Below are 24,762 nucleotides of genomic sequence, written 5' to 3' on the forward strand. Positions count from 1 at the left end.
GCCTCAAGCTGCCTTGGGTTCCAGGCGTTCGAGCAACGCCTCGAGCACGTTGAAGCGCTCTTCGGCGCGCTCCATCGGCACGCTGAAACGGAACAGCGTGGCGCCTTCGAACTTGTAGCGGTTCGGCTGGCTCTGGATCAGTTTGATCAGCGTGAGCGGGTCGACCGGGGTTTGCCCGCCGAATTCCAGGCGCCCGCCCTGGGGCCCGGCATCGATCTTGACGATGCCCAATTGCTCGGCCTTGAGCTTGAGCAGTGTCAGGCGCATCAGGTGCTTGCTCGGCTCGGGCAGCAGGCCGAAGCGGTCGATCATCTCGACTTGCAGGTCTTTCAGGGCGTCTTCGTCCTGGGCCGAGGCGATGCGCTTGTAGAGGATCAGCCGCGCGTGCACGTCGGGCAGGTAGTCGTCGGGGATCAGCGCCGGCACCCGCAGGTTGATTTCCGGCCCGCCGCCCAACGGCTGCTCCAGGTTCGGCTGCTCGCCCTTCTGGATGGCCTTGACCGCGCGTTCGAGCATTTCCATGTACAGGGTAAAGCCCACGGCCTGGATCTGCCCGCTCTGGCCCTCGCCGAGCAGCTCGCCGGCGCCGCGGATTTCCAGGTCGTTGGTGGCCAGCACGAAGCCGGCGCCGAGGTCCTGGGTGTTGGCGATCGCCTCGAGGCGTTTTTCCGCGTCGGCGGTGATCGCCTGGCGCGACGGGGTGAGCAGGTAGGCATAGGCCTGGTGGTGGCTGCGCCCCACGCGGCCGCGCAACTGGTGCAACTGGGCCAGGCCGAACTTGTCGGCGCGCTCGATGATGATGGTGTTGGCGCTGGGCACGTCGATGCCGGTCTCGATGATGGTCGAGGCCACCAGCACGTTGAAGCGCTTGTGGTAGAAGTCGCTCATCACCTGTTCCAGCTCGCGCTCGCGCATCTGCCCGTGGCCGATGCCGATGCGCGCCTCGGGCACCAGCTCGGCGAGGTCGGCGGCGCATTTTTCGATGGTTTTCACATCGTTGTGCAGGAAGTACACCTGGCCGCCGCGCAGCAGTTCGCGCAGCAGCGCCTCCTTGATGGTGCTTTTGTTCTGCTCCATCACGAAGGTGCGCACCGACAGCCGCCGCGCCGGCGGGGTGGCGATGATCGACAGGTCGCGCATGCCGGCGATGGCCATGTTCAGGGTGCGCGGGATCGGCGTGGCGGTCAGCGTGAGGATGTCGACCTCGCTGCGCAGGGCCTTGAGCTGTTCTTTCTGGCGCACGCCGAAGCGGTGTTCTTCGTCGATGATCGCCAGGCCCAGGTTCTTGAACTTGACGTCGTCCGAGAGCAGCTTGTGGGTGCCGATGACGATGTCGATCTTGCCCTCGGCCAGCTCCGCCACGGCGGCATCGACTTCCTTGGCCGACTTGAAGCGGCTCATGACCTCGACCCGCACTGGCCAATCGGCGAAGCGGTCGCGGAAGCTGTTGTAGTGCTGCTGGGCGAGCAGGGTGGTGGGCACCAGCACCGCCACCTGGCGGCCGCTGTGCACGGCGATGAACGCCGCGCGCATGGCCACTTCGGTTTTGCCGAAGCCCACGTCGCCGCAGACCAGGCGGTCCATCGGCTTGGGCGCGAGCATGTCGGCGCGCACCGCTTCGATGGCGGTCTGCTGGTCGGGGGTTTCCTCGAAGGCAAAGCCGGCGCTGAAGGTGTCGTAGTCCAGCGCCGGGTCGCTGAACGCATGGCCCACCCGCGCAGCGCGGCGGGCGTAGATGTCGAGCAGTTCGGCGGCAACGTCGCGCACCTGCTCGGCGGCCTTGCGCTTGGCTTTCTGCCAGGTTTCCGAGCCCAGCCGGTGCAGCGGCGCCAGGGCGTCGTCGGTGCCGGTGTAGCGGGCGATCAGATGCAGGCTGGTGACCGGCACGTACAGTTTGGCCTCGTCGGCGTACTGCAGGGTGAGGAACTCGGCGGCCTGGTTGTCGACCTCCAGGGTAGTCAGGCCGAGGTAGCGGCCGACGCCGTGATCGATGTGCACCACCGGCGCGCCTTCGCGCAGCTCGGTGAGGTTCTTGATCACCGCGTCGCTGGCGCCGTCGTTGCGTTTGTCGCGGCGGCGGCGTTGCATCACCCGGGCGCCGAACAGCGGGCTTTCGGCCACCAGCGCCAGGGCGGGGTCTTGCAGGCACAGGCCTTCTTCGAGCGGGGCGATGGTGATCGCCAGGCGCGCGCTGCTGTGGGTGAAGGCTTCCCAGCCGTCGACCACCGCCGGGCGCAGTTTCAGCCGTTCGAGCAACTCCAGCAGCACCTCGCGGCGCCCGGCGCTCTCGGCGGTGAACAGCACCCGCCCGGGGAATTCATCGAGAAACCGCGCCAGCTTGCCCAGTGGCTGGCTGGCCTTGGCTTCGATGGCCAGGTCTGGCAGCGGCTGGCTGGCGAGGGTCAGCTCGGCGCGCGGCGCGTCTTCGCGGCTGAGCACCACCCGCGGCCAGCCCTTGAGCCGGGCAAAGCAGTCTTCCACCGGCATGAACAGCTCGGCCGGCGGCAGCAGTGGCCGCAGCGGGTCGATGCGGCGCTCTTCATAGCGCCCACGCACATCGCTCCAGAACTGCTCGGCGGCGCCTTCGATGCCCGGCAGCGACAACACCTGGGTGTTGGCCGGCAGGTAGTCGAAGAGGGTCGCGGTCTCTTCGAAGAACAGCGGCAGGTAATACTCGATGCCCGCCGGGGTGATGCCGCTGTTGAGGTCCTGGAAGATCGGGCTGCGGCGAAAATCCACGTCGAAGCGCTCGCGAAAGCGCGCCTTGAAGCGGGTCACCGCTTCTTTTTGCAGGGGGAATTCCCGCGCCGGCAGCAGCCGCACCGAGTCGACCTTGTCGACCGAGCGCTGGGTCTCCGGGTCGAAGGTGCGCAGGGTTTCGATTTCGTCGTCGAACAGGTCGATGCGGTAGGGCGCCTGGCTGCCCATCGGGAACAGGTCGATCAGCGCGCCGCGCACGGTGAACTCGCCGTGCTCGTACACGGTGTCTACATACCGGTAGCCGGCGGCCTCCAGGCGGCTGCGCATGGCGTTGACGTCGAGCTTCTGGCCGGCGTCCAGGACCAGGCTGCTGCCGAGCAGAAAGGAGGTCGGCGCCAGCCGATGTAGGGCCGTGGTGATCGGGACTACCAAAACCCCGTGGGCCAGCTCCGGCAGGCGATACAGGCTGCTGATGCGCTGCGAGACGATGTCCTGGTGCGGCGAGAAGAGGTCGTAGGGCAGGGTTTCCCAGTCGGGGAAGTGCAGCACCGCCAGCTCCGGGGCGAAAAACCGCAGCTCTTGCTCCAGGCGGTCGGCGCTCTGGCTGTCGGCGGTGAGCAGCAGGGTGAAGCGCCCGGCGCCGCGCGCGGCCTCGGCGATCGCCAGCGGCAGGGCCGCGCCGTGCAGGCCGGCCCAGGTCTGTTTGCCGGAGGCTGCGGCGGCGGCAGCGGTGGGTAGGGCGGGTAGGCGCAATACGGGCACGGTCGGGGAGCACTCCTGAAACGAACGGGCAACGACGAACAATCGACAATCATAACGGCGCGGAGTGCCACCTGTCAGTTCTGGGCGCGCGGGCGCGAACTTGCGGGGCGCTGGAAGGGTCTATGGCGCCGTGGTGACGGTCGTACGTTGCTATTCAAGGATGGGCGAAGTCATAATGTAGCCCTGTTTTTCATCCCCTACATATGGAAGGTTCACCGTGACTCAGAAGCCCGACCAGTGCCTTGGCGAATGGATCGACCGTGAAGCGCTCGCCGAAGCGATGATTCCGCTGATTGGCTCGCTTTACCGTAACAACAACGTGGTGACCTCGATCTACGGCCGCAGCCTGATCAACCGTTCGGTGATCCAGATCCTCAAGGCCCACCGCTTCGCCCGCCACCGCCAGGCGGATGAAAGCGAGTTGTCGGTGCACGAAACCTTCCCGCTGCTCAAGGCCATGAGCGAACTGAAACTCGGCGCCGCCTCGGTCGACATGGGCAAGCTGGTCGAGAAATTCAAGGCCGAAGGCAACGGCCGCAGCGCCGACCAGTTCGTGCGCGAAGAAATGGCCGACGTGGTCGGCAAGCAAACCACCACCGTCGGCGTGCGCAAGGGCCAGGACGTAGTGCTGTACGGCTTCGGCCGCATCGGCCGCCTGCTGGCGCGCATCCTGATCGAAAAAACCGGCGGTGGCGACGGCCTGCGCCTGCGCGCCATCGTGGTCCGCAAGGGCTCCAACGACGACCTCTCCAAGCGCGCCAGCCTGCTGCGCCGCGACTCGGTGCACGGCACCTTCGAAGGCACCATCCTGGTCGATGAAGAGCACAACACGCTCAACGTCAACGGCAACCTGATCCAGGTGATCTACGCCAAGCAGCCGAGCGAGGTCGACTACACCCAGTACGGCATCGAGAACGCCCTGCTGGTCGACAACACCGGTGTATGGCGTGACGCCGACGGCCTGGCCCAGCACCTGGGCTGCCCAGGCGTGGGCCGCGTGGTACTGACCGCGCCGGGCAAGGGCAAGCTGAAGAACATCGTGCACGGCATCAACCACGGCATCATCACCGACGACGACCAGATCATCTCGGCCGCCTCGTGCACCACCAACGCCATCGTGCCGGTGCTCAAGGCCGTGAACGACCGCTTCGGCATCGTCAATGGCCACGTCGAAACCGTTCACTCGTACACCAACGACCAGAACCTGATCGACAACTTCCACAAGGGCGAGCGCCGTGGCCGCAGCGCCGCGCTGAACATGGTACTGACCGAAACCGGCGCCGCCACCGCCGCCGCCAAGGCGCTGCCGGAGCTGGCTGGCAAGCTGACCGGCAACGCCATTCGGGTGCCGACGCCAAACGTGTCGATGGCCATCCTCAACCTGAACCTCGACAAGGCCACCAGCCGCGACGAGATCAACGAGTACCTGCGTGACACCGCGCTGCACTCTGAGCTGTCCAAGCAGATCGACTATGTCGATTCCTCCGAAGTGGTCTCCACCGACTTCGTGGGCTCGCGCTACGCCGGTGTGGTCGATGCCCAGGCCACCATCGCCAATGACAACCGCGTTGTGCTGTACGTGTGGTACGACAACGAATTCGGCTACAGCTGCCAGGTGGTCCGCGTGATGGAAGAAATGGCCAAGGTCAACCCGCCAAGCTTCCCGCGTTAAGCGTTGTCTGAAATGAAAAACCCGGCCTGGTGCCGGGTTTTTTTATGGGTGGTTGAAGGCCGGCTGCGCCGTAATGCTGTGCACTTAAGCCTTAAGGATGGGATCAATCTGTGAGCTCTGCTGATTTTGTGCATGAGCTTCAGGGCCCATCGCCCGGCACAGCCGGCCTCCCACGGGTTCTATGCTGCCTCGTAAATCAAGTACTTACACAAATCTGGTGGGAGGCCGTGGTCCGGCACTCCGGCTGTGCCGGGCGATAGGCCCTACAGCCCCTCCGCTTTATCCGTCACGATCTCCAGCAACGCCCGCGCCGCCGCGCTGGGCTCGTGGTCGCGCCGCGCCAGGGCGTACACATGCACATCGATCGCCGGCGAAATCGGGCAGGTGTCGAGCCCGGCGTTGCGCGCCGCCTGGGCGGTGAACGGGTCGACCAGGGCCAGGCCTTCGCCGGCTTCGACCATCGCCCGCAACAATTGGTAGCTTTGCACCCGCACGTGCACCCGCGGCGCCGGTGCCAGTTTGCGCAGGCGTTGCTCCAGGGCCAGCCCAAGGCCATCCGGGTGTTCCAGCCCCAACAGGCCTTGCCCGGCCAGTGCTGGCAAGCCCACATGGCGCTGGCGCGGCCCCAGCCAGCCGTGGGGGGCGATCAGGTGTACCTTGCCGGCCGCCAGCGCGGTGCTTTGCACCTGCGGGTGCTCGGCCGGCTCCAGCGCCAGGGCCAGGTCACAGTCGCCCAGCAGCAGCCCGCGCACTAGCTCGGCGAGGGTGGCGCTGCGCAGTTGGCACGTGCAATCGGGAAAGCGCCGGCGCAACGCGGCGACGCTGTGGGGCAGCAAGTGCGCCACCAGTGGCTCGCTGGCCCACAGGCGCAGGGGGGGCGCGCGGTGCTCGCGCAGTGCCTCGACCTGCCGCCGCACGCTGTCGAGGCGGTCAAACAGCGGCTGCGCCAGGGGCTGCAGGGCGAGCAGGTCGGGGGTGGGTTGCAGCCGGCCACGGCTGCGGGAAAACCACAGCAAGCCGCTGTCGCGCTCGGTTTCAGCCAGCAGGCTTTCGACCTCCGGCGGGTTCAGCCCCAGCCATTGGGCGGCGGCTTGAACGCTGCCGGTGCGCAGCAGGGCGTCGATCACTTCGAGGTGGCGCAAGTGCATGGGCGGGTTCCTGGGCGGACCTTAAGCGGGCCGCGCCCATGCTAGCGCATGGCCGCTTATCGAATCATCAGGGAATGCGGATGATTTCCACGCCGCTTTGCACAAGCTGGAAACGGTCATCGCCCAGATGGGTCACGCGGTCGCCAATGGCCAGGCGGTAGGTGGTGACGGGCGTGGCGGCGAAGCTGCCGTCCGCGCCCTGTGGGACTTCGTGGAATTCGTGAACCGGGTAAATGCGCCCCTCGGCATCACGTGCGTGGAATTGCCCAACCAAAATGGCGCTCATGTAAACCTCAACCTCTGCGAACGATCCGCTACCTGCCGTGTGCGGGTAGACCCTTGTTTTTACAACAAGTTTTACGGGGCATGAAAAATAGTCGCCGGGTGCTCAGCCGCGGTGCTGGAATCAGAATGCTCTGAAAAGGGGCGGGCGGTGAATCGATGCTGCCGCTGGCGCCCCGCAAAGGTGCGTTTTTGCCGGTTTTACGGTAGGCTGGCCGCCCTTGGCAGGGGCCTCCACAAGAAGCCGCCGCGCCACGCGCCCGATCCGGGTGCGCCCATGCCGTTCACCCACAAGGTCAAGGTCCCTTCCCAGACTTTTATTCCCCCGCAGTGTGGTTTCGCAAGCAATGAACGTGTTGAAAGGCCAGGACATCCTGGCACTCGGTTTTATGACCTTCGCGCTCTTCGTGGGCGCTGGCAACATCATCTTCCCGCCCATCGTCGGGCTGCAGGCCGGGCCCCATGTGTGGCTGGCCGCGGCGGGGTTCCTGATCACCGCCGTGGGCCTGCCGGTGATCACCGTGGTCGCCCTGGCCAAGGTCGGCGGCGCCATGGATGCCCTCAGCTCGCCGATCGGCCGCGCCGCCGGCACCTTGCTGGCGGTGGTCTGCTACCTCGCGGTGGGGCCGCTGTTCGCCACGCCACGCACGGCGACGGTGTCGTTCGAGGTGGGCGTCGCGCCGCTGGTGGGTGAGGGGCCGCTGCCGCTGTTCCTCTACAGTGTGGTGTATTTCGCGCTGGTGCTGTTGGTTTCGTTTTACCCAGGGCGCCTGCTCGACACCGTTGGGCGTTTTCTCGCCCCGCTGAAAATCCTCGCCCTGGCGGTGCTCGGCGCGGCTGCCTTCATGGCGCCGGCCGGCCCGGTGGGGGAGGCCACCCCGGCCTACACCGCCGCGGCGTTCTCCCAGGGCTTCATCAACGGCTACCTGACGATGGATACCCTCGGCGCGCTGGTGTTCGGCATCGTCATCGTCAATGCCATTCGCTCGCGCGGCGTCGAGGCGCCACAGTTGGTCACCCGCTACGCGGTGATCGCCGGGCTGATCGCCGGGCTGGGCCTGGTGCTGGTGTATGTCAGCCTGTTCCGCCTGGGCGCTGGCAGCCACGCGATCGCCGCCGGTGCCAGCAACGGTGCCGAAGTATTGCGCCAGTACGTGCAGGTCACTTTCGGTTCGCTGGGCAGCCTGTTCCTGGCGCTGCTGATCGCGCTGGCCTGCCTGGTGACCGCGGTGGGCTTGACCTGCGCCTGCGCCGAGTACTTCGCGCGCCTGCTGGGCGCGCCGTACAAGGCCCTGGTGGTGGCGCTGGCGGGGTTCTCGCTGCTGGTGTCGAACCTGGGGCTGACCCAACTGATCCACGTGTCGGTGCCGGTGCTCACGGCCATCTACCCGCCGTGCATCGTGCTGGTGGCGTTGAGCTTCTGCCACGGGCTGTGGCGCTCGCCGCGCACGGTAGTCGGCCCGGTGATGCTGGTGGCGTTGGCGTTCGGGGTGGTCGATGGGCTCAAGGACGCGGGGCTGGCGATGCCGATGGCACTCAAACACCTGCCGCTGGCGGAGCAGGGCATGGCCTGGCTGGTGCCGGCGGTGGTCACCCTGGCGTTTGCGCTGCTGTGTGACCGTGTACTCGGTGCCCAGGCCCTGCGCAAGGCCTGAGCCCGTGGCCGCCAGGTGCTCGCCTGGCGGCTGAGGGTGTTACTGCTGCTTTTGCGCGGCCGGGTTGGCGGCGTCCGGCGCCGGTGCCATGGTGCCGGCCGGGGCGCTTTCCTGCTGGGCCTTTTGCTGCGCTTCGGCAGCGTCTTTGTTGCCCTCGGCGTTCTCTTTGGCCGCGTCGTTCACGTGCTCCTGGGCTTTGTCCATCTGCTGCTGGGCAGCTTCCTTGTGCTGCTGGGCGTCCTTGGCTTTGTCCGAGGCGTTGTCGCAGGCGGCGAGGCCCAGGGAAGCAGCAAGGATCAAGGCAGTGGCGAGGGTCTTTTTCATGGGGTGTTTCTCCTTATGGGTGATCTGCACCTTCAGAACCTGAGCGCGCGCGTTGGTTCCGTTTACCCAATAAAGTAAACCGTGGATCCGTAAGGAAATTTTCGTCACCTCCTGCCCCTTGAAATCCGTTCGGCTGGGCCCCATCTGCTTGTCATCGCGCCGGGTAAACCGGCATTGACCTGAACTGCCAGAGCCATCAGATCGGAGTGACAACCATGAGTGTGGAGACTCAAAAAGAAACCCTGGGCTTCCAGACCGAGGTGAAGCAACTGCTGCACCTGATGATCCATTCGCTGTATTCCAACAAGGAAATCTTCCTTCGCGAATTGGTCTCCAACGCCTCGGACGCCGCCGACAAGCTGCGTTTCGAATCCCTGGCCAAGCCTGAACTGCTCGAAGGCGGCGATGCCCTGCGCATTCGCGTGTCGTTCGACAAAGACGCCCGCACCGTTACCCTCGACGACAACGGCATCGGCATGAGCCGCGAAGACGTCATCGCCCACCTGGGTACCATCGCCAAGTCCGGCACCGCTGACTTCATGAAGCACCTGAGCGGCGACCAGAAAAAAGACTCGCACCTGATCGGCCAGTTCGGCGTGGGCTTCTACTCGGCCTTTATCGTCGCCGACAAGGTCGACGTGTACAGCCGCCGCGCCGGCCTGCCGGCCAGCGAGGGCGTGCACTGGTCGTCCCGTGGCGAAGGCGAGTTCGACGTCGCGACCATCGACAAGCCCGAGCGCGGCACCCGCATCGTGCTGCACCTGAAGGCCGACGAAGCCGAGTTCGCCGATGGCTGGCGCCTGCGCAACGTGGTGAAGAAGTACTCCGACCACATCGCCCTGCCCATCGAGTTGCCCAAGGAGCAAGCCGCCGCCGAGGGCGAAGAAGCCCCGGCCGAGCAGGAGTGGGAAACCGTCAACCGCGCCAGCGCGCTGTGGACCCGTTCCCGTTCCGAGGTCAAGGACGAGGAATACCAGGAGTTCTACAAGCACATCGGCCATGACTTCGAGAACCCGCTGGCCTGGAGCCACAACAAGGTCGAAGGCAAGCTGGAGTACAACTCGCTGCTGTACGTGCCCGGCCGCGCGCCGTTCGACCTGTACCAGCGCGAAGCGCCCAAGGGCCTGAAGCTGTACGTGCAGCGTGTGTTCATCATGGACCAGGCCGAGTCGTTCCTGCCGCTGTACCTGCGCTTCATCAAGGGCGTGGTCGATTCCAACGACCTGTCGCTGAACGTCTCGCGGGAAATCCTGCAGAAAGACCCGATCATCGACTCGATGAAGTCCGCACTGACCAAGCGCGTGCTCGACATGATCGAAAAACTCGCGCAGAACGAGCCCGAGAAGTACGCGGGCTTCTGGAAAAACTTCGGCCAGGTGCTGAAGGAAGGCCCGGCCGAGGATTTCGCCAACAAGGAAAAAATCGCCGGCCTGCTGCGCTTTGCCTCCACCAGCGACGACAGCGGCGAGCAGTCCGTTGGCCTGGCCGCCTACCTGGCCCGCGCCAAGGAAGGCCAGGACAAAATCTACTACCTCACCGGCGAAAGCTACGCGCAGGTCAAGAACAGCCCGCACCTGGAAGTGTTCCGTAAAAAGGGCATCGAGGTGCTGCTGCTGACCGACCGCATCGATGAGTGGCTGATGAGCTACCTCACCGACTTCGACGGCAAGGGCCTGGTCGACGTGGCCCGTGGCGACCTCGACCTGGGCAACCTCGACAGCGAGGAAGACAAAAAAGCCCAGGAAGAAGTGGCCAAGAGCAAGGAAGGCCTGGTCGAGCGCCTCAAGGGTGCGCTGGAGCAGAGCGTCAGCGAAGTGCGCGTGTCGCACCGCCTGACCGATTCGCCGGCCATCCTCGCCATTGGCGAGCAAGACCTCGGCCTGCAAATGCGGCAGATCCTCGAAGCCAGCGGGCAGAAGGTGCCAGACTCCAAGCCGATCTTCGAATTCAACCCGGCCCACCCGCTGATCGAGAAGCTCGACGGCGAGCCGGATGAAGACCGCTTCAACGATTTTGCCCACATTCTGTTCGACCAGGCCGCGCTGGCCGCCGGTGACAGCCTCAAGGACCCGGCCGCTTACGTGCGCCGGCTGAACAAGCTGTTAATCGAGTTGTCGGTGTAAAGCCGCTACGCTACAAGGCCCGCTTCGGCGGGCTTTGTATTTGGGATGTTTTTTTCGGGGTTTCTTAGGAGCAACCAATGAGCACGATCACCCTTGAATCGCTGGTGTATCAGGTCGCTGGCAAAGCGTACGAAAGCCGCCTGGTGTTCGACGCCGACATCAGCTCGCCGCGCCCGGGCCTGGTCATGGCGCCTAACTGGATGGGTATCTCCGAAGGTGCCGAGCGCATCGCCCAGGCCGTTGCCTCGCAGGGCTACGTGGTGCTGTTGGCCGACCTCTACGGCCAGGGCGTGCGCCCGACCAGCGCCGATGAAGCGCTGGCCGCGATGATGCCGCTGAAGAACGACCGTGGCCAGTTGCGCACCCTGATGAACGAGGCCCTGAGCCAACTGCAAAGCCAGAGCAGCGCCACCGTCGACACCGCCAACCTGGCGGCGTTTGGCTTCTGCTTCGGCGGTTGCTGCGCCCTCGACCTGGCCCGCACCGGCGCGCCACTCAAGGCGGCGGTGTCGTTCCATGGCACGCTCGATGCCACCGACCCGGCCGAAGCCAAGAATATCAAGGGTTCGGTGCTGGTGCTGCACGGCGAGGCAGACCCACTGGTGCCGCGCGAGCAGTTGCCAGCGTTCGTCGATGAAATGAACGCCGCCGGCGTGGATTGGCAGTTGGTCAGCTACGGCGGCGCCTACCACTCGTTTACTGACCCGGAGGCCAACAACCCGGGCAAGCAGATGTTCGACAAGAAGGTCTCTGACCGGGCGTTCCAGGCCATGTACAACCTGCTGGGCGAGGTGTTCCCGCCCAAGGCGTGAAGGCCTTTTGGCAGGCAATAAAAAACGGCGCCCTCAGGCGCCGTTTTTTATGTCACTTACCTTGCCAGCGCTTGAGCACCAGGGTGGCGTTGGTGCCGCCGAAGCCGAAGCTGTTGCTCATCACGGTGTCGATCTTGGCGTTTTCGCGGGTTTCGCGCAGGATCGGCAGGTCGGCCACTTCAGGGTCGAGTTCGTCGATGTTGGCGGAACCGGCGATGAAGTTGCCTTCCATCATCAGCATGCAGTAGATGGCCTCGTGCACGCCAGCGGCGCCCAGCGAGTGGCCCGACAGGCTCTTGGTCGAGCTGATGGCTGGGGCCTTGTCGCCGAACACGGCGCGTACGCCCTTCATCTCGGCCACGTCGCCCACCGGCGTGGAGGTGCCGTGGGTGTTCAGGTAGTCGATCGGGGTGTCGACGGTGGCCAGCGCCTGCTGCATGCAGCGGATGGCGCCTTCGCCGCTCGGGGCGACCATGTCGTAGCCGTCGGAGGTGGCGCCGTAGCCTACGATTTCAGCGTAGATCTTCGCGCCGCGGGCCAGGGCGTGTTCCAGCTCCTCGACCACTACCATGCCGCCGCCGCCAGCGATGACGAAACCGTCACGCTTGGCGTCGTAGGCGCGGGAGGCTTTTTCCGGGGTGTCGTTGTACTCGGTGGACAGCGCGCCCATCGCGTCGAACAGGAACGACTGCGACCAGTGTTCTTCTTCACCGCCGCCGGCGAACACGATGTCTTGCTTGCCCAGTTGGATCTGTTCCATCGCGGTGCCGATGCAGTGCGCGCTGGTGGCGCAGGCCGAGGCGATGGAGTAATTCAGGCCCTTGATCTTGAACGGGGTGGCCAGGCAGGCCGACACGGTGCTGCTCATGGTGCGGGTCACGCGGTACGGGCCCACGCGCTTCACGCCTTTTTCGCGGAGGATGTCCAGCGCTTCCATCTGGTTCAGCGTGGAGGCGCCGCCGGAACCGGCGATCAGGCCGGTGCGCGGGTTCGACACCTGCTCTTCGCTCAGGCCCGAATCGTCGATGGCCTGCTGCATCGCCAGGTAGGCGTAGCCCGCGGCGTGGCCGACGAAGCGATAGACCTTGCGGTCGATCAGCTCTTCGAGGTTGATGTCGACGGAGCCAGATACCTGGCTACGCAGGCCCATTTCCTTGTACTCGGGATTGGAGCGGATACCCGGACGGCTTTTACGCAGGTTGTCGGAAACGGTCTGTTTGTCATTGCCCAGGCAGGAAACGATGCCAAGGCCGGTGATTACGACGCGACGCATGCCAATAACCCTTAGAAGTTTTCAGTGGAGGTGAACACGCCGACCCGCAGGGCTTCGGCGGTGTAGATCTCGCGGCCGTCGACACTGACCGAACCATCGGCGATGGCCATGTTCAGCTTGCCCTTGAGCACGCGCTTGATATGAATGTTGTAGGTCACCTTCTTGGCGGTGGGAAGCACCTGGCCAAAGAATTTGACTTCGCCCGAGCCCAGAGCCCGGCCGCGGCCCGGCAGGCCTTGCCAGCCGAGGAAGAAACCGACCAGTTGCCACATGGCGTCGAGGCCCAGGCAGCCTGGCATCACCGGGTCGCCCTCGAAGTGGCAGGCGAAGAACCACAGGCTCGGATCGATATCGAGCTCGGCGACCAGTTCACCCTTGCCGTACTTGCCTCCCTCGGCGCGGATGTCGGTGATGCGATCGACCATCAGCATGTTGGGGGCGGGCAATTGCGCGTTACCTGGGCCGAACAGCTCACCGCGACTGCAGCGCAGCAGGTCTTCCCGAGTAAAGGCGTGTTGTGTGGTCATGCGAGCTCCTCAATAGTCCCTGCCTGTGCAGGGCGAATCTTTCCGCCGGCCATCCCCGTATCGCGTTACTGGCCGTTATGCACAGTCATAGACTATTGCGTATTGTTTAAAGTCACAGCGCCAGGTGCAGACGATGTACACCTGTGCACTGAAATTGTATCGCCACGCCGCTGCCTGCGGCGGGCAAGCCCATGGGCCGCAGCACTTTACCACCGTTCCCGGCATGATTCGACCGTCTCTCTACGTTCAGGCCAGCCAGCGTTGCAGCAAGTGCTGCAGGTCGGTGCGCTTGAACGGCTTGGCCAGGTAATCGTTCATCCCGGCGGCCAGGCATGCCTCGCGGTCGCCCAGCAGGGCATTGGCGGTCAGGGCAATGATAGGCAATGCGCCACAACCCGGTAGCAGGCGGATTTGCCGGGTACTCTCGTAACCGTCGACCACCGGCAAGCGGCAATCCATCAGCACCGCGTCGAAGCGCCCGTCGCGTACCTGGGTCACCGCTTGCGCGCCGTCGCTGGCCACGCTCACTTCATAACCCAGGCTGCGCAGCATCGCTTCGATCACCGTCTGGTTGACCGGGTTGTCCTCGACCAACAGTACATGTTGATTGTGACCGGCAAGTGCCGCGGTGGTTCGCCCCGGCCCGGCCAGGGCCTGTTCGTGGCGCGCCGGCGGCGGCTGCAAGGCCAGGGGCATCTCCAGGGTGAACACCGAGCCCTGGCCCTGCTCACTGCGCGCCTGCAGGGTGCCACCCATGCGTTCGGCCAGGGTGCGGGCGATCGGCAGGCCCAGGCCGGTGCCGCCGTAGCGGCGGGAAATCGAGCTGTCGGCCTGCTGGAAGGCGATGAACATGCGCTCGAGGGTTTCGGCGGCAATGCCGATGCCGGTGTCGGCCACCTGGCAGGTGAACCAGATCAACTGCGCGTCGAGCACCTGGCAGTCGGCCTGGATGCGCACGCTGCCCTGGTCGGTGAACTTCAGCGCGTTGCCCACCAGGTTGACCAGGATCTGGCGGATACGGGTCGGGTCACCGGCCACCTGCCAGCGCTCGAAACCCTCGGCCAGTTGCAGGTCCAGGGCCAGGCCGCGTTGCTGGGCGGCGTGCACGAAGGGGCTGGCGCTGTCGCGGATGAGCTCGGCAAGGTTGAACGGAATGTGTTCGATCTCGACGTTGGCGCGCTCGATGCGGGAGAAATCGAGGATGTCGTTGATCACCTTGAGCAGGTGTTCGGTCGACTGAGTGGCGAGCATCGCGTATTCGTGCTGTTCATCGTTCAGCGGCGTGGTTTCAAGCAGTTGCAGCATGCCCAGCACGCCGTTCATCGGTGTGCGCAATTCGTGGCTCATCATCGCCAGGAATTCGCTCTTGGCATTGTTGGCGCGTTCGGCTTCCTCGCGGGTCTGGATCAACTGCGCCATCGCTTCGCGTTGCTCGCGGCTGGCCTGTTCCAGGCCCAGGGCGAGGTCATTGATGTGCCGCGCCAGCTCGCCCAGCTCGCTGCCCTGTTCCTCGGGCAGGGTGGTGCGAAACTCACCGCGGCGGATCGCCTTGACCGCCTCGCTCATGTCGCTGATCGGCTGCGACAGGCTGCGCGCCAGGCGCCGCGCCAGCAAGAAGGTCATCAGCAGGGTGAACAGCGCCAGCACCCCGGCCTTGAGGAGGATTTCCTGCTGGCGCTCGTTGAAGGCGTCGTCGCTCATGCCCACCAGCACGCGGCCGAGGTAGTCGTCTTCGCGCAGCGGTTCGCCGCCGGGGTGGTCACGGTCGCTGGTGAGGTAGCGCTGGGCGCGGATCGGCGCCTGGAACAGCTCGATTTTCGGCGCCCGCGGGCCGGCCCCGGGCTGCTCGACGTAGACCAGGGTGTTGCCGGCGTGGTCCTGTACTTCCAGGAAACGCACATGGGGGATGCTCAAGGTGGCCCGCAGCAGGCTGTCGAGCACGCCGTCGTTGGCCGAGACCACGCCATATTCGGCGGCCGGCGCCAACTGGTTGGCGATGAGCTGGCCGGTGTGGTTCATCTCCTGGCGCAAATCCTGGATGCGCACGAAGGTGAAGAAGCAGATCAGCAGCAGCGTCAGCAGCAGGGCCGGGCCCAGGCTGATGATATGGGTGCGGGCATGGATGTCGCCGCGCCACCTTAAACTCATGGAAACGATTCTCCGAAGGCGCGGTCGAGAGCAGGGTGGACGGCCATGTTACCCGGCTTTTAGGGGCGCCGGCCATGCGCGGCTGACCGAAAGCGCAACGGCATGGGGCTGGCCGTGCCCGGCCGGCGCCGTATAATGCCCGCACCCTCTCGCAAGAGCGTTCTACTGGACTGATTTATGACTGAACGGCAACCGATCGCGGTGCTTGGAGGCGGCAGCTTCGGCACCGCGGTGGCCAACCTGCTGGGCGAGAACGGCCACGCCGTGCGCCAGTGGATGCGCGACCCCGAGCAGGCCCGCGCGATGCGCGAGCAGCGCGAGAACCCGCGCTACCTCAAGGGCATCAAGCTGCACCCGGCGGTCGAGCCGGTCACTGACCTGGCCGCGACCCTGCGGGGCGCCTCGCTGATTTTCGTCGCACTGCCCTCCAGCGCCCTGCGCGCGGTGCTGGCGCCCCATGCCGGGGTGCTGGCCGGGCGCATGCTGGTCAGCCTGACCAAGGGCATCGAGGCGCACACCTTCATGCTGATGAGCGAAATCCTCGCCGAAATCGCCCCCCAGGCGCGCCTGGGCGTGCTTTCCGGGCCGAACCTGGCGCGGGAGATCGCCGAGCACGCGCTCACCGCCACGGTGGTCGCCAGCGAAGACGACGCCCTCTGCCAGGCGGTGCAGGCCGCCCTGCATGGGCGCACCTTCCGCGTGTACGCCAGCGCCGACCGTTTCGGCGTTGAACTGGGCGGCGCGCTGAAGAACGTCTACGCGATCATGGCCGGCCTGGCCGCGGCGTTGAACATGGGCGAAAACACCAAGAGCATGCTGATCACCCGTGCGCTCGCCGAGATGACCCGCTTCGCCGTGAGCCAGGGCGCCAACCCGATGACCTTCCTCGGCCTGGCCGGGGTGGGCGACCTGATCGTCACCTGTTCCTCGCCGAAAAGCCGCAACTACCAGATCGGCCAGGCGCTGGGCCAGGGCTTGTCGCTCGATGAGGCAGTCACCCGCCTGGGCGAGGTCGCCGAAGGCGTGAACACCATCCGCGTGCTCAAGGCCAAGGCCGACCAACTGGGCATTTACATGCCGCTGGTCGCCGGGTTGCACGCGATCCTCTTCGAAGGGCGCACGCTGGCCCAGGTGATCGAGTTGCTGATGCGTGGCGAGCCGAAAACCGATGTCGACTTCATTTCCCTCGACGGCTTCAAATAACAAGGAGGCCCAGATGGCCGGCCCACGTGATACCGATGCCCGCGAGTCGATCCTGCTGCGGGTGATCTGGATGCTGCTGTACCTGCTGGTGTGGCAGGCGGCGCAGATGCTGTTGGGGGTACTGGTGGTGGCGCAACTGGTGTACCGCCTGATCTACGGCGCGCCCAGCGGCACGATGATGACTTTCGGCGACAGCCTCAGCCGGTTTCTCGCCCAGATCGGCCGCTTCGGCACCTTCCATACCGAACAGAAGCCCTGGCCGTTCGCCGACTGGCCAGCGCCCCGCGCGCCCCAGGGCGAGGCCCCGCACCGGGTACCGCCCGCGCCGCACCCGGTGCGCGACGAGGAGCCCAAGCTATGAAACTGTGGGTGCTGCGCCACGGTGAGGCCCAGGCCCAGGCGCTCACCGACGCCCAGCGCCGGCTCACGCCGCGTGGCCGCGAGCAGGCGCTGCAAAGCGCCGGGCGCCTGCTCGGCGTGCCGCTGGCCGGCATTCTCGCCAGCCCCTATGCCCGCGCGCAAGAAACCGCGCTGCTGGTGCGGCAAGCGCTGGGCGGCGAGCTATCCTTGAACACCGTGCCCTGGCTGACCCCCGACAGCGACCCTGCCGCCACGCTGCTGGGGCTCGACGAGCACGGCCCGGGCGACTGGCTGCTGGTCAGCCATCAGCCACTGGTGGGTTGCCTGTTGGGTTGGCTCGAGCGCGGCGAGCGCGCGGCGCTGCACCCCATGGGCACCGCCAGCCTGGCCGAGCTCGAGGGCGAGGGCGCGCTGGCGGGGCTGATGACCCTGCGCAGCTTGTATCACCCCACTCACTGACAAGGACCGGCCCATGAGCCTGTGGCACGATACCCCCGACATAGACGCCATGAACGCCAAGCAGCGCAACAGCATCGGCGAGGTGCTCGGCATTCGCTTCGAGGCCTTCGACGAGCACTCGCTGACCGCCAGCATGCCGGTCGACGCGCGCACCCACCAGCCTTATGGGTTGCTGCATGGCGGGGCGTCGGTGGTGCTGGCTGAATCCGTAGGGTCTTCGGCCAGTTACCAGTGCATCGACACCAGCCGCTTTTATTGCGTGGGCATCGAGGTCAACGCCAACCACCTGCGCGCGGTGCGTACCGGGCGGGTGACTGCCACCGCCCGGCCGGTGCATATAGGCCGCAGCACCCATGTATGGGATATTCGCCTGACAGACGACAGCGGCAAGCCCAGTTGCATTTCACGGCTCACCGTGGCCGTGGTGCCGCTGGGTGAAACCCCGGCGGGGCGCTGAGCCCAGTAGTGAGGCGCCCGTAGTGAGGCACCCGTAGTGAGGCAAGAGGTAGCGCATGAAGCAATCGCAAGCCACGATTCAGCCGTTGCATGGCCCAGTCGAACCGGTCGATGGCCCGGCGCAGTTCGTACGTTTTCAGGTGCTGCGCGACGGTGCCGAAGCCGAGCTCGACGCACTGTTGCGCCAGTACGACGATCACCCTGAGTTGCTGAGGGTACAAGAGGCCTCCCGGGTGCTGGCGCGGGCCCTGCAAGCCGCCTGCCTCGACCTGCGCCGGCAGAACCCGGCAAGCCAGGCCGAGGTGCGCCAGGTGCTCGAAAACCAGCTCGATTACCTGCAGGCCTGCCTGAAGCGTTCGTTCAGCGATTACTGACCTGTTCGCCCTAGGCCTTGGCCATTGCGCGCATTGCCGGCGCCGGGGCCAAGGCCAACAATGGCGGCACTTCGTTGACTTTCCAGGGCGGCAGCATGGCCGACACGCTGTTCTTCGCGCACGCCAATGGCTTCCCCTCGGGCAGCTACGGCAAGCTGTTTCGGGCCCTGGCGCCGCAGTTCGAGGTGGCGCACCTGGCGCTGCATGGGCACGACCCACGCTTCCCGGTCACCGATAACTGGCCCCACCTGGTGCAAGAGCTGATCCACCACCTGCAGGCCCAGCCCGGCAAGGTGTGGGGCGTGGGCCATTCGCTGGGCGGCGGGCTGCACCTGCACGCTGCGCTGCTGCGGCCTGACCTCTACCATGGCTTGATCCTGCTCGATGCGCCCTTGCTGACAGCCTGGGAGCGCTGGTTGCTGGGCTGGGCCAAGCGCGCGGGTTGGATCGACCGCATCACCCCGGCCGGGCGCACCCTGGGCCGGCGCGAGCGCTTCGCCAACCTGGCCAGCGCGCGCCGTTATTTCGCGGGCAAGGCGCTGTTCCGCGGGTTCGACCCCGACTGCCTGGAGGCCTACCTGCAGCATGGCTTGTGCGAAGATGAACACGGCCTGCGCCTGCGCTTTAGCGCGGCCATCGAAATCAGCATCTACCGCAGCTTGCCGCACCGAATACCCGCGCCGCTGCGGCGCCTGCAATTGCCCGTGGCGCTGGTACGCGGCGAGGCCTCCAGGGTGGTAGCGGCGTACCATGGGCGGCAGGTGCGGCGCTTGCCGCGCGGGGAGTGCTACCGGGTGCCGGGTGGGCATATGTTCCCGCTGGAACAGCCCGAGCACACTGCGGCGTTGATCACACAGGTTCTGGGCCGCTGGCGCGCGCCCGCTAATACAGGAGGCTGACCGTGGCCGAGCTGGAACCCTTTCATCTGAGTTTGCCGCACATCGAACTGGCGGGGTACTTCAGCGGCCCCGTGGGCGGCCGCCCGGCGTTGTCGTTGCACGGCTGGCTGGATAACGCCGGCAGCTTCAGCCGGCTGGCGCCGCGCCTCGAAGGGGTGCGCGTGCTGCACCTCGACATGGCCGGGCATGGGTTGTCTGGCCACCGCGCGGCGGGCGCCGACTACCCCTTATGGGCCTATGCCGAAGACGTGCTGCACGTGGCCGAGCACCTGGGCTGGGCCCGTTTCGGCCTGCTCGGCCATTCCCTCGGGGCGATCGTCGCGGTGCAGTTGGCCGCGGCCTGCCCGCAGCGCATCGAGCGGCTGGCGTTGATCGACGGCCTGCTACCGCACACTGAAGCCGCCAGCGAGGGGCCGGCGCGGCTGGGCCAGGCCCTGGCCGAGCGCTTGGCCCTGGCGAGCAAGCGGCGGCCGCTGTATGCCGAGCGCGAACAGGCCATTGCCGCGCGCCTGCGCGGGCGCCTGGCCGTCACTGAAAGCGGCTCCGCGCTGCTCGCCGAGCGTGGCCTGCAAGCAGTACCGGGCGGCTTTACCTGGCGTACCGACAGCCGCCTGATGCTGAGTTCACCGGTGCGCCTGAGCTTCGAGCATGCCGTGGCTTATGCCCGCGCGGTGCAATGCCCGGCGCTGTTGATTCTGGCGGATAAAGGCGTGTTGATGGCCCACCGCGAGGCCATTGGCGGGTTGGCCATGGAGCAGGTGGTATTGCCCGGGGGGCATCATTTGCACCTCGACGACGAGGCTGGCGCAACCCTTGTAGCAGACTGTATCAATCGTTTTCACGCCGCGACTTGACTTGCCAGGGGCAACTGCCGAGGCTTGGCGCCCTGTTCAGGAGATCGCCATGCCGTTGCCCATTGCCCTTGCCGTCAAATGCGCCCGCTGCATTGCCCACCTTGGCCGCGCGGCGCTAGCCCTGGGCGTGCTCGCCGTGGCCGGCGCGGTACAGGCCGCGCAACCCCTCGAGGCACTGCTGCCCCAGGCCGATGGCCAGGTGCTCGAACAGCGCCCGGCGCAAGCGGCCGAGCGCCTTTACCCCTTGGGTGCGCTGCGCAAGATCAGCGGCCAGTTGCGCATGGAAGGCCGCGTGCTGGCCCAGGGCACGGTGAGCTCGATCACCTACGAACTGCCGCCGGAGCGCTCGGTGGCGTCCACCTTCGCCCAAGCCCGCGAGGGCCTGCGTGACCCGCAGGCGCAGGTACTGTTCTGGTGCCAAGGCCGTGATTGCGGCGAGAGCAGCCTGTGGGCGAACGAGATTTTCGGCAATGCGCGCCTGCTCGGCAGCGACGGCCAGCAGGCCTTCCTGCTGGTGCGCCAGGGCCCCAGCACCTTGCTGGCGGTGTACGCGGTGACCCGCGGTAACCGCCGGGTGGCGCTGCACCTGGAGCGTTTCGAGGCCAGCCAACCCTTGGGTACGCTGCTGCCAACCCCCGCCACGTTGCTGCGTGAATTGCGCGAAAGCGGCCAGCTCAACTTCGCTGAACTGGGCAATGGCCCCGACGCGCCGTGGGTCAGCGTGATCGCCCGGGCGTTGAACCTCGACAGCGCGCTGCGGGTGAAGGTCAGTGGCACCGGCGCGCAAGGGTGGAGCGAGGCGCTGGAAGCGCAGGGCGTGCGGGCAGCACGCCTGGAGAGCGACGAACGCACGGGCCCGTTAGCGCTCCAATGGTTGCGGTAAACGTGCCGCGGTGATTTTCAGGATATTTCAATGATCAATACTGACCGGCTACTGGTGCAGATCCTGCTGTTGGTGCTGCTGGTGGCCTGTGTGTGGGTGCTGATGCCGTTCGCCTCGGCGTTGCTGTGGGGGGCGATCCTGGCCTATGCCAGTTGGCCGCTGATGCGCGGGCTCACCCGCCTGCTGGGCGGCCGCGCCACCCTGGCGGCGGCGGTGCTGACGCTGGGGTGGGTGCTGCTGGTGCTGCTGCCACTGGTGTGGCTGGGCTTCAACCTGGTCGACCACGTTCGCGATGCCACGGCCTTCGTACGCGACGTGCAGGTCGACGGCCTGCCTGACGCCCCGGCCTGGCTCGGCCAGGTGCCGCTGTTCGGCGAGCGCCTGGTGGCCTGGTGGAACACCCTCGATCAGCAGGGCGCGGCCATGCTGCAATCGCTCAAGCCGTACATGGGCCAGTTGGGCAACTGGCTGCTGGCGCGCAGCGCGCAACTGGGCGGTGGGGTGCTGGAACTCACCCTGAGCCTGGTTTTCGTGTTCTTTTTCTACCGTGACGGGCCACGGGTCGAGGCCTTTGTGCTGGGGCTGCTGCAGCGGCTGATCGGCGAGCGCGCCGAGCATTACCTGCAACTGGTGGCCGGTACCGTGCAGCGGGTGGTCAACGGGGTGATCGGCACCGCGGCGGCGCAGGCGGTGCTGGCGCTGATCGGCTTCCTCATCGCCGGCGTGCCGGGCGCGCTGGTGCTGGGCATCTTCACCTTCCTGCTCAGCCTGATCCCCATGGGCCCGCCCTTGGCGTGGATCCCCGCCACCGCCTGGCTGTTTTGGAACCAGTCGTGGGGCATGGGTATCTTCCTGGCGGTGTGGGGCACCTTCGTGATCAGTGGCGTGGATAACGTGCTCAAGCCCTACTTGATCAGCCGTGGCGGTGACCTGCCGCTGGTGATCGTGCTGCTCGGGGTGTTCGGCGGGTTACTGGCGTTCGGCTTCATCGGCCTGTTCATTGGCCCGACCTTGCTCGCGGTGGGCTACAACCTGCTCACCGACTGGACCCGGGGCCAGGGCGTAAAAACACCCTGACCCACGGGCTTAGGCGGCGGTGCTAACGGTGCTGCCGCTGCTGCTGGTAGCGGTGCCGTACTGCTTGTTGAGGTTGGCGATCATCCGCTGCAGTGCCTGCGCGGCCAGTTGCTGGCTGCTTTGCGAGCTGCTGCTGGTGCTGCTGCCACTGCTGCTGGCCTGCACGCTGTCGTCGCTGTTGCTGCTGCTGAAGGCATCCGCGGCGGGTGGCGGCGGGGGCGGCATCATCGCCGCGGCCAGTTCGCTTTCGCTGATCGCGCCGCTGTCGTCGCTGTCCAGTTCGCTGAGCAGGTCGGCCACCTGGCTGCTGCTGGTGCTCGAGGTGCTGTCGCTGCTGCTTAGCGCGCTGGTGAGTTCGTCGCTGCTGATTTCCCCATCGCCGTCGGTGTCCAGGCTGCTGAACAGGTCGTCGACCGAGTCCTGGCCGCTTGGCGGTGGCGGTGGCGGCGCCATGGCCGAGAGCTCGTCAAGGCTCAGGCTGTCATCGCCGTCGCTGTCCAGCTCGCTGTAGTTCTGGCTGAGGCTGACCAGCACGCCGGCCTTGCCCTGGTCGCCACTTTGCTCGGCGCTGTCTAGCGCGGTGGTCAGCTCGCTGCTGCTGACCTTGCCGTCGCCGTCGGTGTCGAGCTCTGCAAGCAGTTTTTTCTGGAACGAGGTATCGCTGGTTTTCGCCGAGGTACTGCTGCTCGAGCTGTTGTAGTAATAGCTCGAGGAACCACTGACGCCACTGATCATGGGGCTGCTCCTGTGTTGTGCCTGCGCTGTTACGCAGGCTTCGCACGCTGCCGGAGCCAGGTGTCGGGGGTATCTAGACTTTGTAACGGGGGTTATATCTGCCTAGCGCGGCAAGCGCACCGTCGCGGTCAGGCCGCCCCCGGGGGTTTCCTCCAGGCTCAGCGTACCGCCCAGGCGCTGCGCGGCCTCGCGGGCGATGGTCATGCCCAGCCCGACGCCGCCGGAGTTGCGGTTGCGCGAGCCTTCCAGGCGGAAGAACGGCTCGAACACCGCCTCGCGCTTGTCGGCGCTGATGCCCGGCCCGTGGTCGATCACCCGCACCACCAGCTCGGTGGGGCTGTCCTGCAGGGCCACCAGGGTGGCGCCACCGTAGCGCAGGGCGTTGTCGAGCAGGTTGGAGATGCACGAGCGCAGCGCCATCGGTTGGGTCACCAGTGGCGCGCATTCACCCTCGGCCTGGGCCGGGCTGCCGTTGTCCTGGGCGTTTTCGCACAGCGACTCGACCAATGCCTGCACGTCGTAGCGTTGCAGCGCCTCGCTGGTGCGCTGCTCGTGCAGGTAGGTCAGGGTGGCGTCGAGCATGCCGATCATGTCGTCCAGGTCCTGGCGCATCTGGTTTTGCAGTTTTTCCTCGGGCACCTGCTCGAGCCGCAGCTTGAGCCGCGACAGCGGCGTGCGCAGGTCGTGGGACACCGCCCCGAGCATGCGCGCGCGCTGTTGTACCTGCTCGCGAATGCGCCGTTGCATGCGGTTGAAGGTTTGCGCGGCCTGGCGCGCTTCGCGCGGGCCGACGTCTTCGTCCAGTGGCGCGCTGTCGAGGTTTTCAGACAGCCGCTCGGCCGCCTCGCTGAAGCGGCGGATCGGCCGGGTGAGGAACTTGGCGCCATACCAGGCGGCAACCACCAGCGTCACCAGTTGAAACAGGAACGGCACGATCGGGCCGCGCAGCGGGCCCGGTGGCGGCGGCCGGAAGCGCCCTTCATCCTCGCCGGGCGCGCCGTCGTGGTCGCCGGCGAACGGGCCGTCGCGGTCTTCACCGGGGCGATGCTCCGGCGGCCCGGCGAACGGCCCTTCAGCGCCCATCATGTGTTCCGGCGCGGGTGGCGGGGGCGGGAAGCCATACTGCTGGAACCACAAGAAGGCGAGCACATGGGCCAGCACGATGGCCACCAGCGATACGCCGAACAAACGAGCGAACAGCGTATCGGCGCTGCGCATCAGCTGATGTCTCGGGCGTCGAACAGGTAGCCTTCACCGCGCACGGTCTTGATCAAGGCAGGAGATTTTGGGTCATCGCCGAGCTTCTGGCGCAGGCGCGAGACCAGCAGGTCAATGCTGCGGTCAAAGGCTTCGATCGAACGGCCGCGGGCGGCATCGAGCAGTTGCTCGCGGCTCAGCACCCGCCGTGGGCGCTCGAGGAACACCCACAGCAAGCGAAATTCGGCGTTGGACAACGGCACCACCAGGCCCTCGACCGACACCAATTGGCGCAGCACGCTGTTCAGCCGCCAGTTGTCGAAGCGGATGTTGCCGCGCTGGTCGCTGCGGTCGTCGCGCACCCGGCGCAGGATGGTCTGGATGCGCGCCACCAGTTCGCGGGGTTCGAAGGGCTTGGCCATGTAGTCGTCGGCGCCCAGTTCCAGGCCGATGATGCGGTCGGTGGGCTCGCAGCGGGCGGTCAGCATCAGGATCGGGATGTCGGATTCCGCGCGCAGTTGGCGGCACAGCGCGAGGCCGTCTTCACCGGGCAGCATCAAGTCGAGCACCACCACGTCGTAGCTGTCTTGCTGCATGGCTTCGCGCATGGCCACGCCATCGGTCACGCCGTGGCCGAGGATGCCGAAGCGCGCGAGGTAGTCGATCAGCAGTTCGCGGATCGGCACGTCGTCGTCCACGATCAGCGCGCGGGTGTTCCAGCGTTTGTCATCGTCGAGCGTGCTTTTGGCATCGCCGGGGGCGGTTGTTTGCATGCTTAGGTTCATCTGCCCCAGGGGGCGCCCGTGAAGGAGAATGGAAGGATAAGCCCTGTACGGCAA

At 66.2% G+C, this 24,762-nt stretch carries 23 protein-coding genes; 13 read left to right on the forward strand and 10 right to left on the reverse strand.

Annotation, left to right across the window (positions count from 1 at the left end; translation table 11 throughout):
• Positions 1–3 precede the first annotated feature (3 nt).
• Positions 4–3,462 (reverse strand): transcription-repair coupling factor, encoded by a 3,459-nt coding sequence (gene mfd / locus ACFZCE_RS13605; protein WP_390939721.1) that lies wholly within the window; start codon positions 3,460–3,462, stop codon positions 4–6.
• 217 nt (positions 3,463–3,679) lie between these two features.
• Between mfd and ACFZCE_RS13610 the strand changes: the two genes are divergently transcribed.
• Entirely contained in the window at positions 3,680–5,134 is a 1,455-nt protein-coding gene (locus ACFZCE_RS13610) for a glyceraldehyde-3-phosphate dehydrogenase (protein WP_390939723.1), read from the forward strand.
• Between the two features lie 263 nt (positions 5,135–5,397).
• On the opposite strand, the gene ACFZCE_RS13615 is transcribed toward ACFZCE_RS13610, so the two are convergent.
• Together ACFZCE_RS13615 and ACFZCE_RS13620 are read right to left on the reverse strand one after the other, a co-directional pair.
• Positions 5,398–6,282, reverse strand: coding sequence for a LysR substrate-binding domain-containing protein (locus ACFZCE_RS13615; RefSeq protein WP_390939725.1), 885 nt, complete (start codon positions 6,280–6,282; stop codon positions 5,398–5,400).
• 67 nt (positions 6,283–6,349) lie between these two features.
• A complete protein-coding gene (locus ACFZCE_RS13620) occupies positions 6,350–6,568 on the reverse strand; it encodes a hypothetical protein (protein WP_390939727.1) in 219 nt (72 codons plus the stop codon).
• A gap of 343 nt (positions 6,569–6,911) precedes the next feature.
• On the opposite strand from ACFZCE_RS13620, the gene brnQ reads away from it, so the two are divergent.
• Positions 6,912–8,219, forward strand: coding sequence for a branched-chain amino acid transport system II carrier protein (gene brnQ / locus ACFZCE_RS13625; RefSeq protein ID WP_390939729.1), 1,308 nt, complete (start codon positions 6,912–6,914; stop codon positions 8,217–8,219).
• A 39-nt stretch (positions 8,220–8,258) separates the two neighbouring features.
• Here the strand turns inward: brnQ and ACFZCE_RS13630 are convergent, their stop codons facing one another.
• Complete coding sequence (locus ACFZCE_RS13630; protein ID WP_390939731.1) at positions 8,259–8,543, reverse strand: hypothetical protein; 285 nt, start codon at positions 8,541–8,543, stop codon at positions 8,259–8,261.
• 215 nt (positions 8,544–8,758) lie between these two features.
• Between ACFZCE_RS13630 and htpG the strand changes: the two genes are divergently transcribed.
• Complete coding sequence (htpG, locus tag ACFZCE_RS13635; RefSeq protein ID WP_390939733.1) at positions 8,759–10,666, forward strand: molecular chaperone HtpG; 1,908 nt, start codon at positions 8,759–8,761, stop codon at positions 10,664–10,666.
• 77 nt (positions 10,667–10,743) lie between these two features.
• Complete coding sequence (locus ACFZCE_RS13640) at positions 10,744–11,478, forward strand: dienelactone hydrolase family protein (RefSeq protein WP_390939735.1); 735 nt, start codon at positions 10,744–10,746, stop codon at positions 11,476–11,478.
• Positions 11,479–11,530: 52 nt separating this feature from the next.
• Here the strand turns inward: ACFZCE_RS13640 and fabB are convergent, their stop codons facing one another.
• The 3 genes from fabB to ACFZCE_RS13655 form a co-directional block, all read right to left on the reverse strand.
• On the reverse strand, positions 11,531–12,751 hold the full coding sequence (fabB, locus tag ACFZCE_RS13645) for a beta-ketoacyl-ACP synthase I (protein ID WP_390939737.1): 1,221 nt from the start codon (positions 12,749–12,751) through the stop codon (positions 11,531–11,533).
• 11 nt (positions 12,752–12,762) lie between these two features.
• Complete coding sequence (gene fabA, locus ACFZCE_RS13650) at positions 12,763–13,278, reverse strand: 3-hydroxyacyl-[acyl-carrier-protein] dehydratase FabA (RefSeq protein ID WP_390939739.1); 516 nt, start codon at positions 13,276–13,278, stop codon at positions 12,763–12,765.
• 246 nt (positions 13,279–13,524) lie between these two features.
• A complete protein-coding gene (locus ACFZCE_RS13655; protein ID WP_390939741.1) occupies positions 13,525–15,426 on the reverse strand; it encodes an ATP-binding protein in 1,902 nt (633 codons plus the stop codon).
• Positions 15,427–15,603: 177 nt separating this feature from the next.
• Here ACFZCE_RS13655 and ACFZCE_RS13660 point away from each other — a divergent pair, with 177 nt between their 5' ends.
• The 9 genes from ACFZCE_RS13660 (at position 15,604) to ACFZCE_RS13700 (ending at position 21,991) form a co-directional block, all read left to right on the forward strand.
• Positions 15,604–16,629 carry an NAD(P)H-dependent glycerol-3-phosphate dehydrogenase gene (locus ACFZCE_RS13660; protein ID WP_390939743.1) on the forward strand — a complete coding sequence of 342 codons (1,026 nt, stop codon included), beginning with the start codon at positions 15,604–15,606 and terminating at the stop codon, positions 16,627–16,629.
• Between the two features lie 13 nt (positions 16,630–16,642).
• Entirely contained in the window at positions 16,643–16,990 is a 348-nt protein-coding gene (locus ACFZCE_RS13665; protein WP_390939745.1) for a DUF4389 domain-containing protein, read from the forward strand.
• Positions 16,987–17,448, forward strand: a complete 462-nt coding sequence (locus ACFZCE_RS13670) for a histidine phosphatase family protein (protein WP_390939747.1) — start codon at positions 16,987–16,989, stop codon at positions 17,446–17,448. The genes ACFZCE_RS13665 and ACFZCE_RS13670 overlap by 4 nt, the downstream gene beginning before the upstream one ends.
• 13 nt (positions 17,449–17,461) lie before the next feature.
• Positions 17,462–17,905, forward strand: coding sequence for a hotdog fold thioesterase (locus ACFZCE_RS13675; protein ID WP_390939749.1), 444 nt, complete (start codon positions 17,462–17,464; stop codon positions 17,903–17,905).
• A gap of 55 nt (positions 17,906–17,960) precedes the next feature.
• Complete coding sequence (locus ACFZCE_RS13680; RefSeq protein ID WP_390939751.1) at positions 17,961–18,278, forward strand: hypothetical protein; 318 nt, start codon at positions 17,961–17,963, stop codon at positions 18,276–18,278.
• A 95-nt stretch (positions 18,279–18,373) separates the two neighbouring features.
• Positions 18,374–19,177 carry an alpha/beta fold hydrolase gene (locus ACFZCE_RS13685; protein ID WP_390939982.1) on the forward strand — a complete coding sequence of 268 codons (804 nt, stop codon included), beginning with the start codon at positions 18,374–18,376 and terminating at the stop codon, positions 19,175–19,177.
• Positions 19,178–19,179: 2 nt separating this feature from the next.
• Positions 19,180–20,031 carry an alpha/beta fold hydrolase gene (locus ACFZCE_RS13690; protein WP_390939753.1) on the forward strand — a complete coding sequence of 284 codons (852 nt, stop codon included), beginning with the start codon at positions 19,180–19,182 and terminating at the stop codon, positions 20,029–20,031.
• A 49-nt stretch (positions 20,032–20,080) separates the two neighbouring features.
• Positions 20,081–20,914 (forward strand): DUF4892 domain-containing protein, encoded by an 834-nt coding sequence (locus ACFZCE_RS13695; RefSeq protein ID WP_390939755.1) that lies wholly within the window; start codon positions 20,081–20,083, stop codon positions 20,912–20,914.
• A gap of 30 nt (positions 20,915–20,944) precedes the next feature.
• Positions 20,945–21,991, forward strand: a complete 1,047-nt coding sequence (locus ACFZCE_RS13700; protein ID WP_390939757.1) for an AI-2E family transporter — start codon at positions 20,945–20,947, stop codon at positions 21,989–21,991.
• A gap of 9 nt (positions 21,992–22,000) precedes the next feature.
• Here ACFZCE_RS13700 and xopAW read toward each other — a convergent pair whose 3' ends face one another.
• The 3 genes from xopAW to ACFZCE_RS13715 all read right to left on the reverse strand — a co-directional run bounded on the left by xopAW (position 22,001) and on the right by ACFZCE_RS13715 (position 24,696).
• Complete coding sequence (gene xopAW / locus ACFZCE_RS13705) at positions 22,001–22,726, reverse strand: XopAW family type III secretion system calcium-binding effector (protein WP_390939759.1); 726 nt, start codon at positions 22,724–22,726, stop codon at positions 22,001–22,003.
• A 102-nt stretch (positions 22,727–22,828) separates the two neighbouring features.
• On the reverse strand, positions 22,829–23,944 hold the full coding sequence (locus tag ACFZCE_RS13710) for an ATP-binding protein (protein WP_390939761.1): 1,116 nt from the start codon (positions 23,942–23,944) through the stop codon (positions 22,829–22,831).
• On the reverse strand, positions 23,944–24,696 hold the full coding sequence (locus ACFZCE_RS13715; RefSeq protein WP_390939763.1) for a response regulator: 753 nt from the start codon (positions 24,694–24,696) through the stop codon (positions 23,944–23,946). The genes ACFZCE_RS13710 and ACFZCE_RS13715 overlap by 1 nt, the downstream gene beginning before the upstream one ends.
• Positions 24,697–24,762: the final 66 nt, after the last annotated feature.

The organism is Pseudomonas sp. NPDC007930, assembly GCF_042958985.1.
GTDB lineage: Bacteria > Pseudomonadota > Gammaproteobacteria > Pseudomonadales > Pseudomonadaceae > Aquipseudomonas.

Coding starts and splice junctions, on each gene's coding strand:
- ACFZCE_RS13615 (WP_390939725.1), bottom strand. CDS start 6,282: ATGCACTTGCGCCACCTCGAAGTGATCGACGCCCTGCTGCGCACCGGC.
- ACFZCE_RS13620 (WP_390939727.1), bottom strand. CDS start 6,568: ATGAGCGCCATTTTGGTTGGGCAATTCCACGCACGTGATGCCGAGGGG.
- brnQ (WP_390939729.1), top strand. CDS start 6,912: ATGAACGTGTTGAAAGGCCAGGACATCCTGGCACTCGGTTTTATGACC.
- ACFZCE_RS13630 (WP_390939731.1), bottom strand. CDS start 8,543: ATGAAAAAGACCCTCGCCACTGCCTTGATCCTTGCTGCTTCCCTGGGC.
- htpG (WP_390939733.1), top strand. CDS start 8,759: ATGAGTGTGGAGACTCAAAAAGAAACCCTGGGCTTCCAGACCGAGGTG.
- ACFZCE_RS13640 (WP_390939735.1), top strand. CDS start 10,744: ATGAGCACGATCACCCTTGAATCGCTGGTGTATCAGGTCGCTGGCAAA.
- fabB (WP_390939737.1), bottom strand. CDS start 12,751: ATGCGTCGCGTCGTAATCACCGGCCTTGGCATCGTTTCCTGCCTGGGC.
- fabA (WP_390939739.1), bottom strand. CDS start 13,278: ATGACCACACAACACGCCTTTACTCGGGAAGACCTGCTGCGCTGCAGT.
- ACFZCE_RS13655 (WP_390939741.1), bottom strand. CDS start 15,426: ATGAGTTTAAGGTGGCGCGGCGACATCCATGCCCGCACCCATATCATC.
- ACFZCE_RS13660 (WP_390939743.1), top strand. CDS start 15,604: ATGACTGAACGGCAACCGATCGCGGTGCTTGGAGGCGGCAGCTTCGGC.
- ACFZCE_RS13665 (WP_390939745.1), top strand. CDS start 16,643: ATGGCCGGCCCACGTGATACCGATGCCCGCGAGTCGATCCTGCTGCGG.
- ACFZCE_RS13670 (WP_390939747.1), top strand. CDS start 16,987: ATGAAACTGTGGGTGCTGCGCCACGGTGAGGCCCAGGCCCAGGCGCTC.
- ACFZCE_RS13675 (WP_390939749.1), top strand. CDS start 17,462: ATGAGCCTGTGGCACGATACCCCCGACATAGACGCCATGAACGCCAAG.
- ACFZCE_RS13680 (WP_390939751.1), top strand. CDS start 17,961: ATGAAGCAATCGCAAGCCACGATTCAGCCGTTGCATGGCCCAGTCGAA.
- ACFZCE_RS13685 (WP_390939982.1), top strand. CDS start 18,374: ATGGCCGACACGCTGTTCTTCGCGCACGCCAATGGCTTCCCCTCGGGC.
- ACFZCE_RS13695 (WP_390939755.1), top strand. CDS start 20,081: ATGCCGTTGCCCATTGCCCTTGCCGTCAAATGCGCCCGCTGCATTGCC.
- ACFZCE_RS13700 (WP_390939757.1), top strand. CDS start 20,945: ATGATCAATACTGACCGGCTACTGGTGCAGATCCTGCTGTTGGTGCTG.
- xopAW (WP_390939759.1), bottom strand. CDS start 22,726: ATGATCAGTGGCGTCAGTGGTTCCTCGAGCTATTACTACAACAGCTCG.
- ACFZCE_RS13710 (WP_390939761.1), bottom strand. CDS start 23,944: ATGCGCAGCGCCGATACGCTGTTCGCTCGTTTGTTCGGCGTATCGCTG.
- ACFZCE_RS13715 (WP_390939763.1), bottom strand. CDS start 24,696: ATGCAAACAACCGCCCCCGGCGATGCCAAAAGCACGCTCGACGATGAC.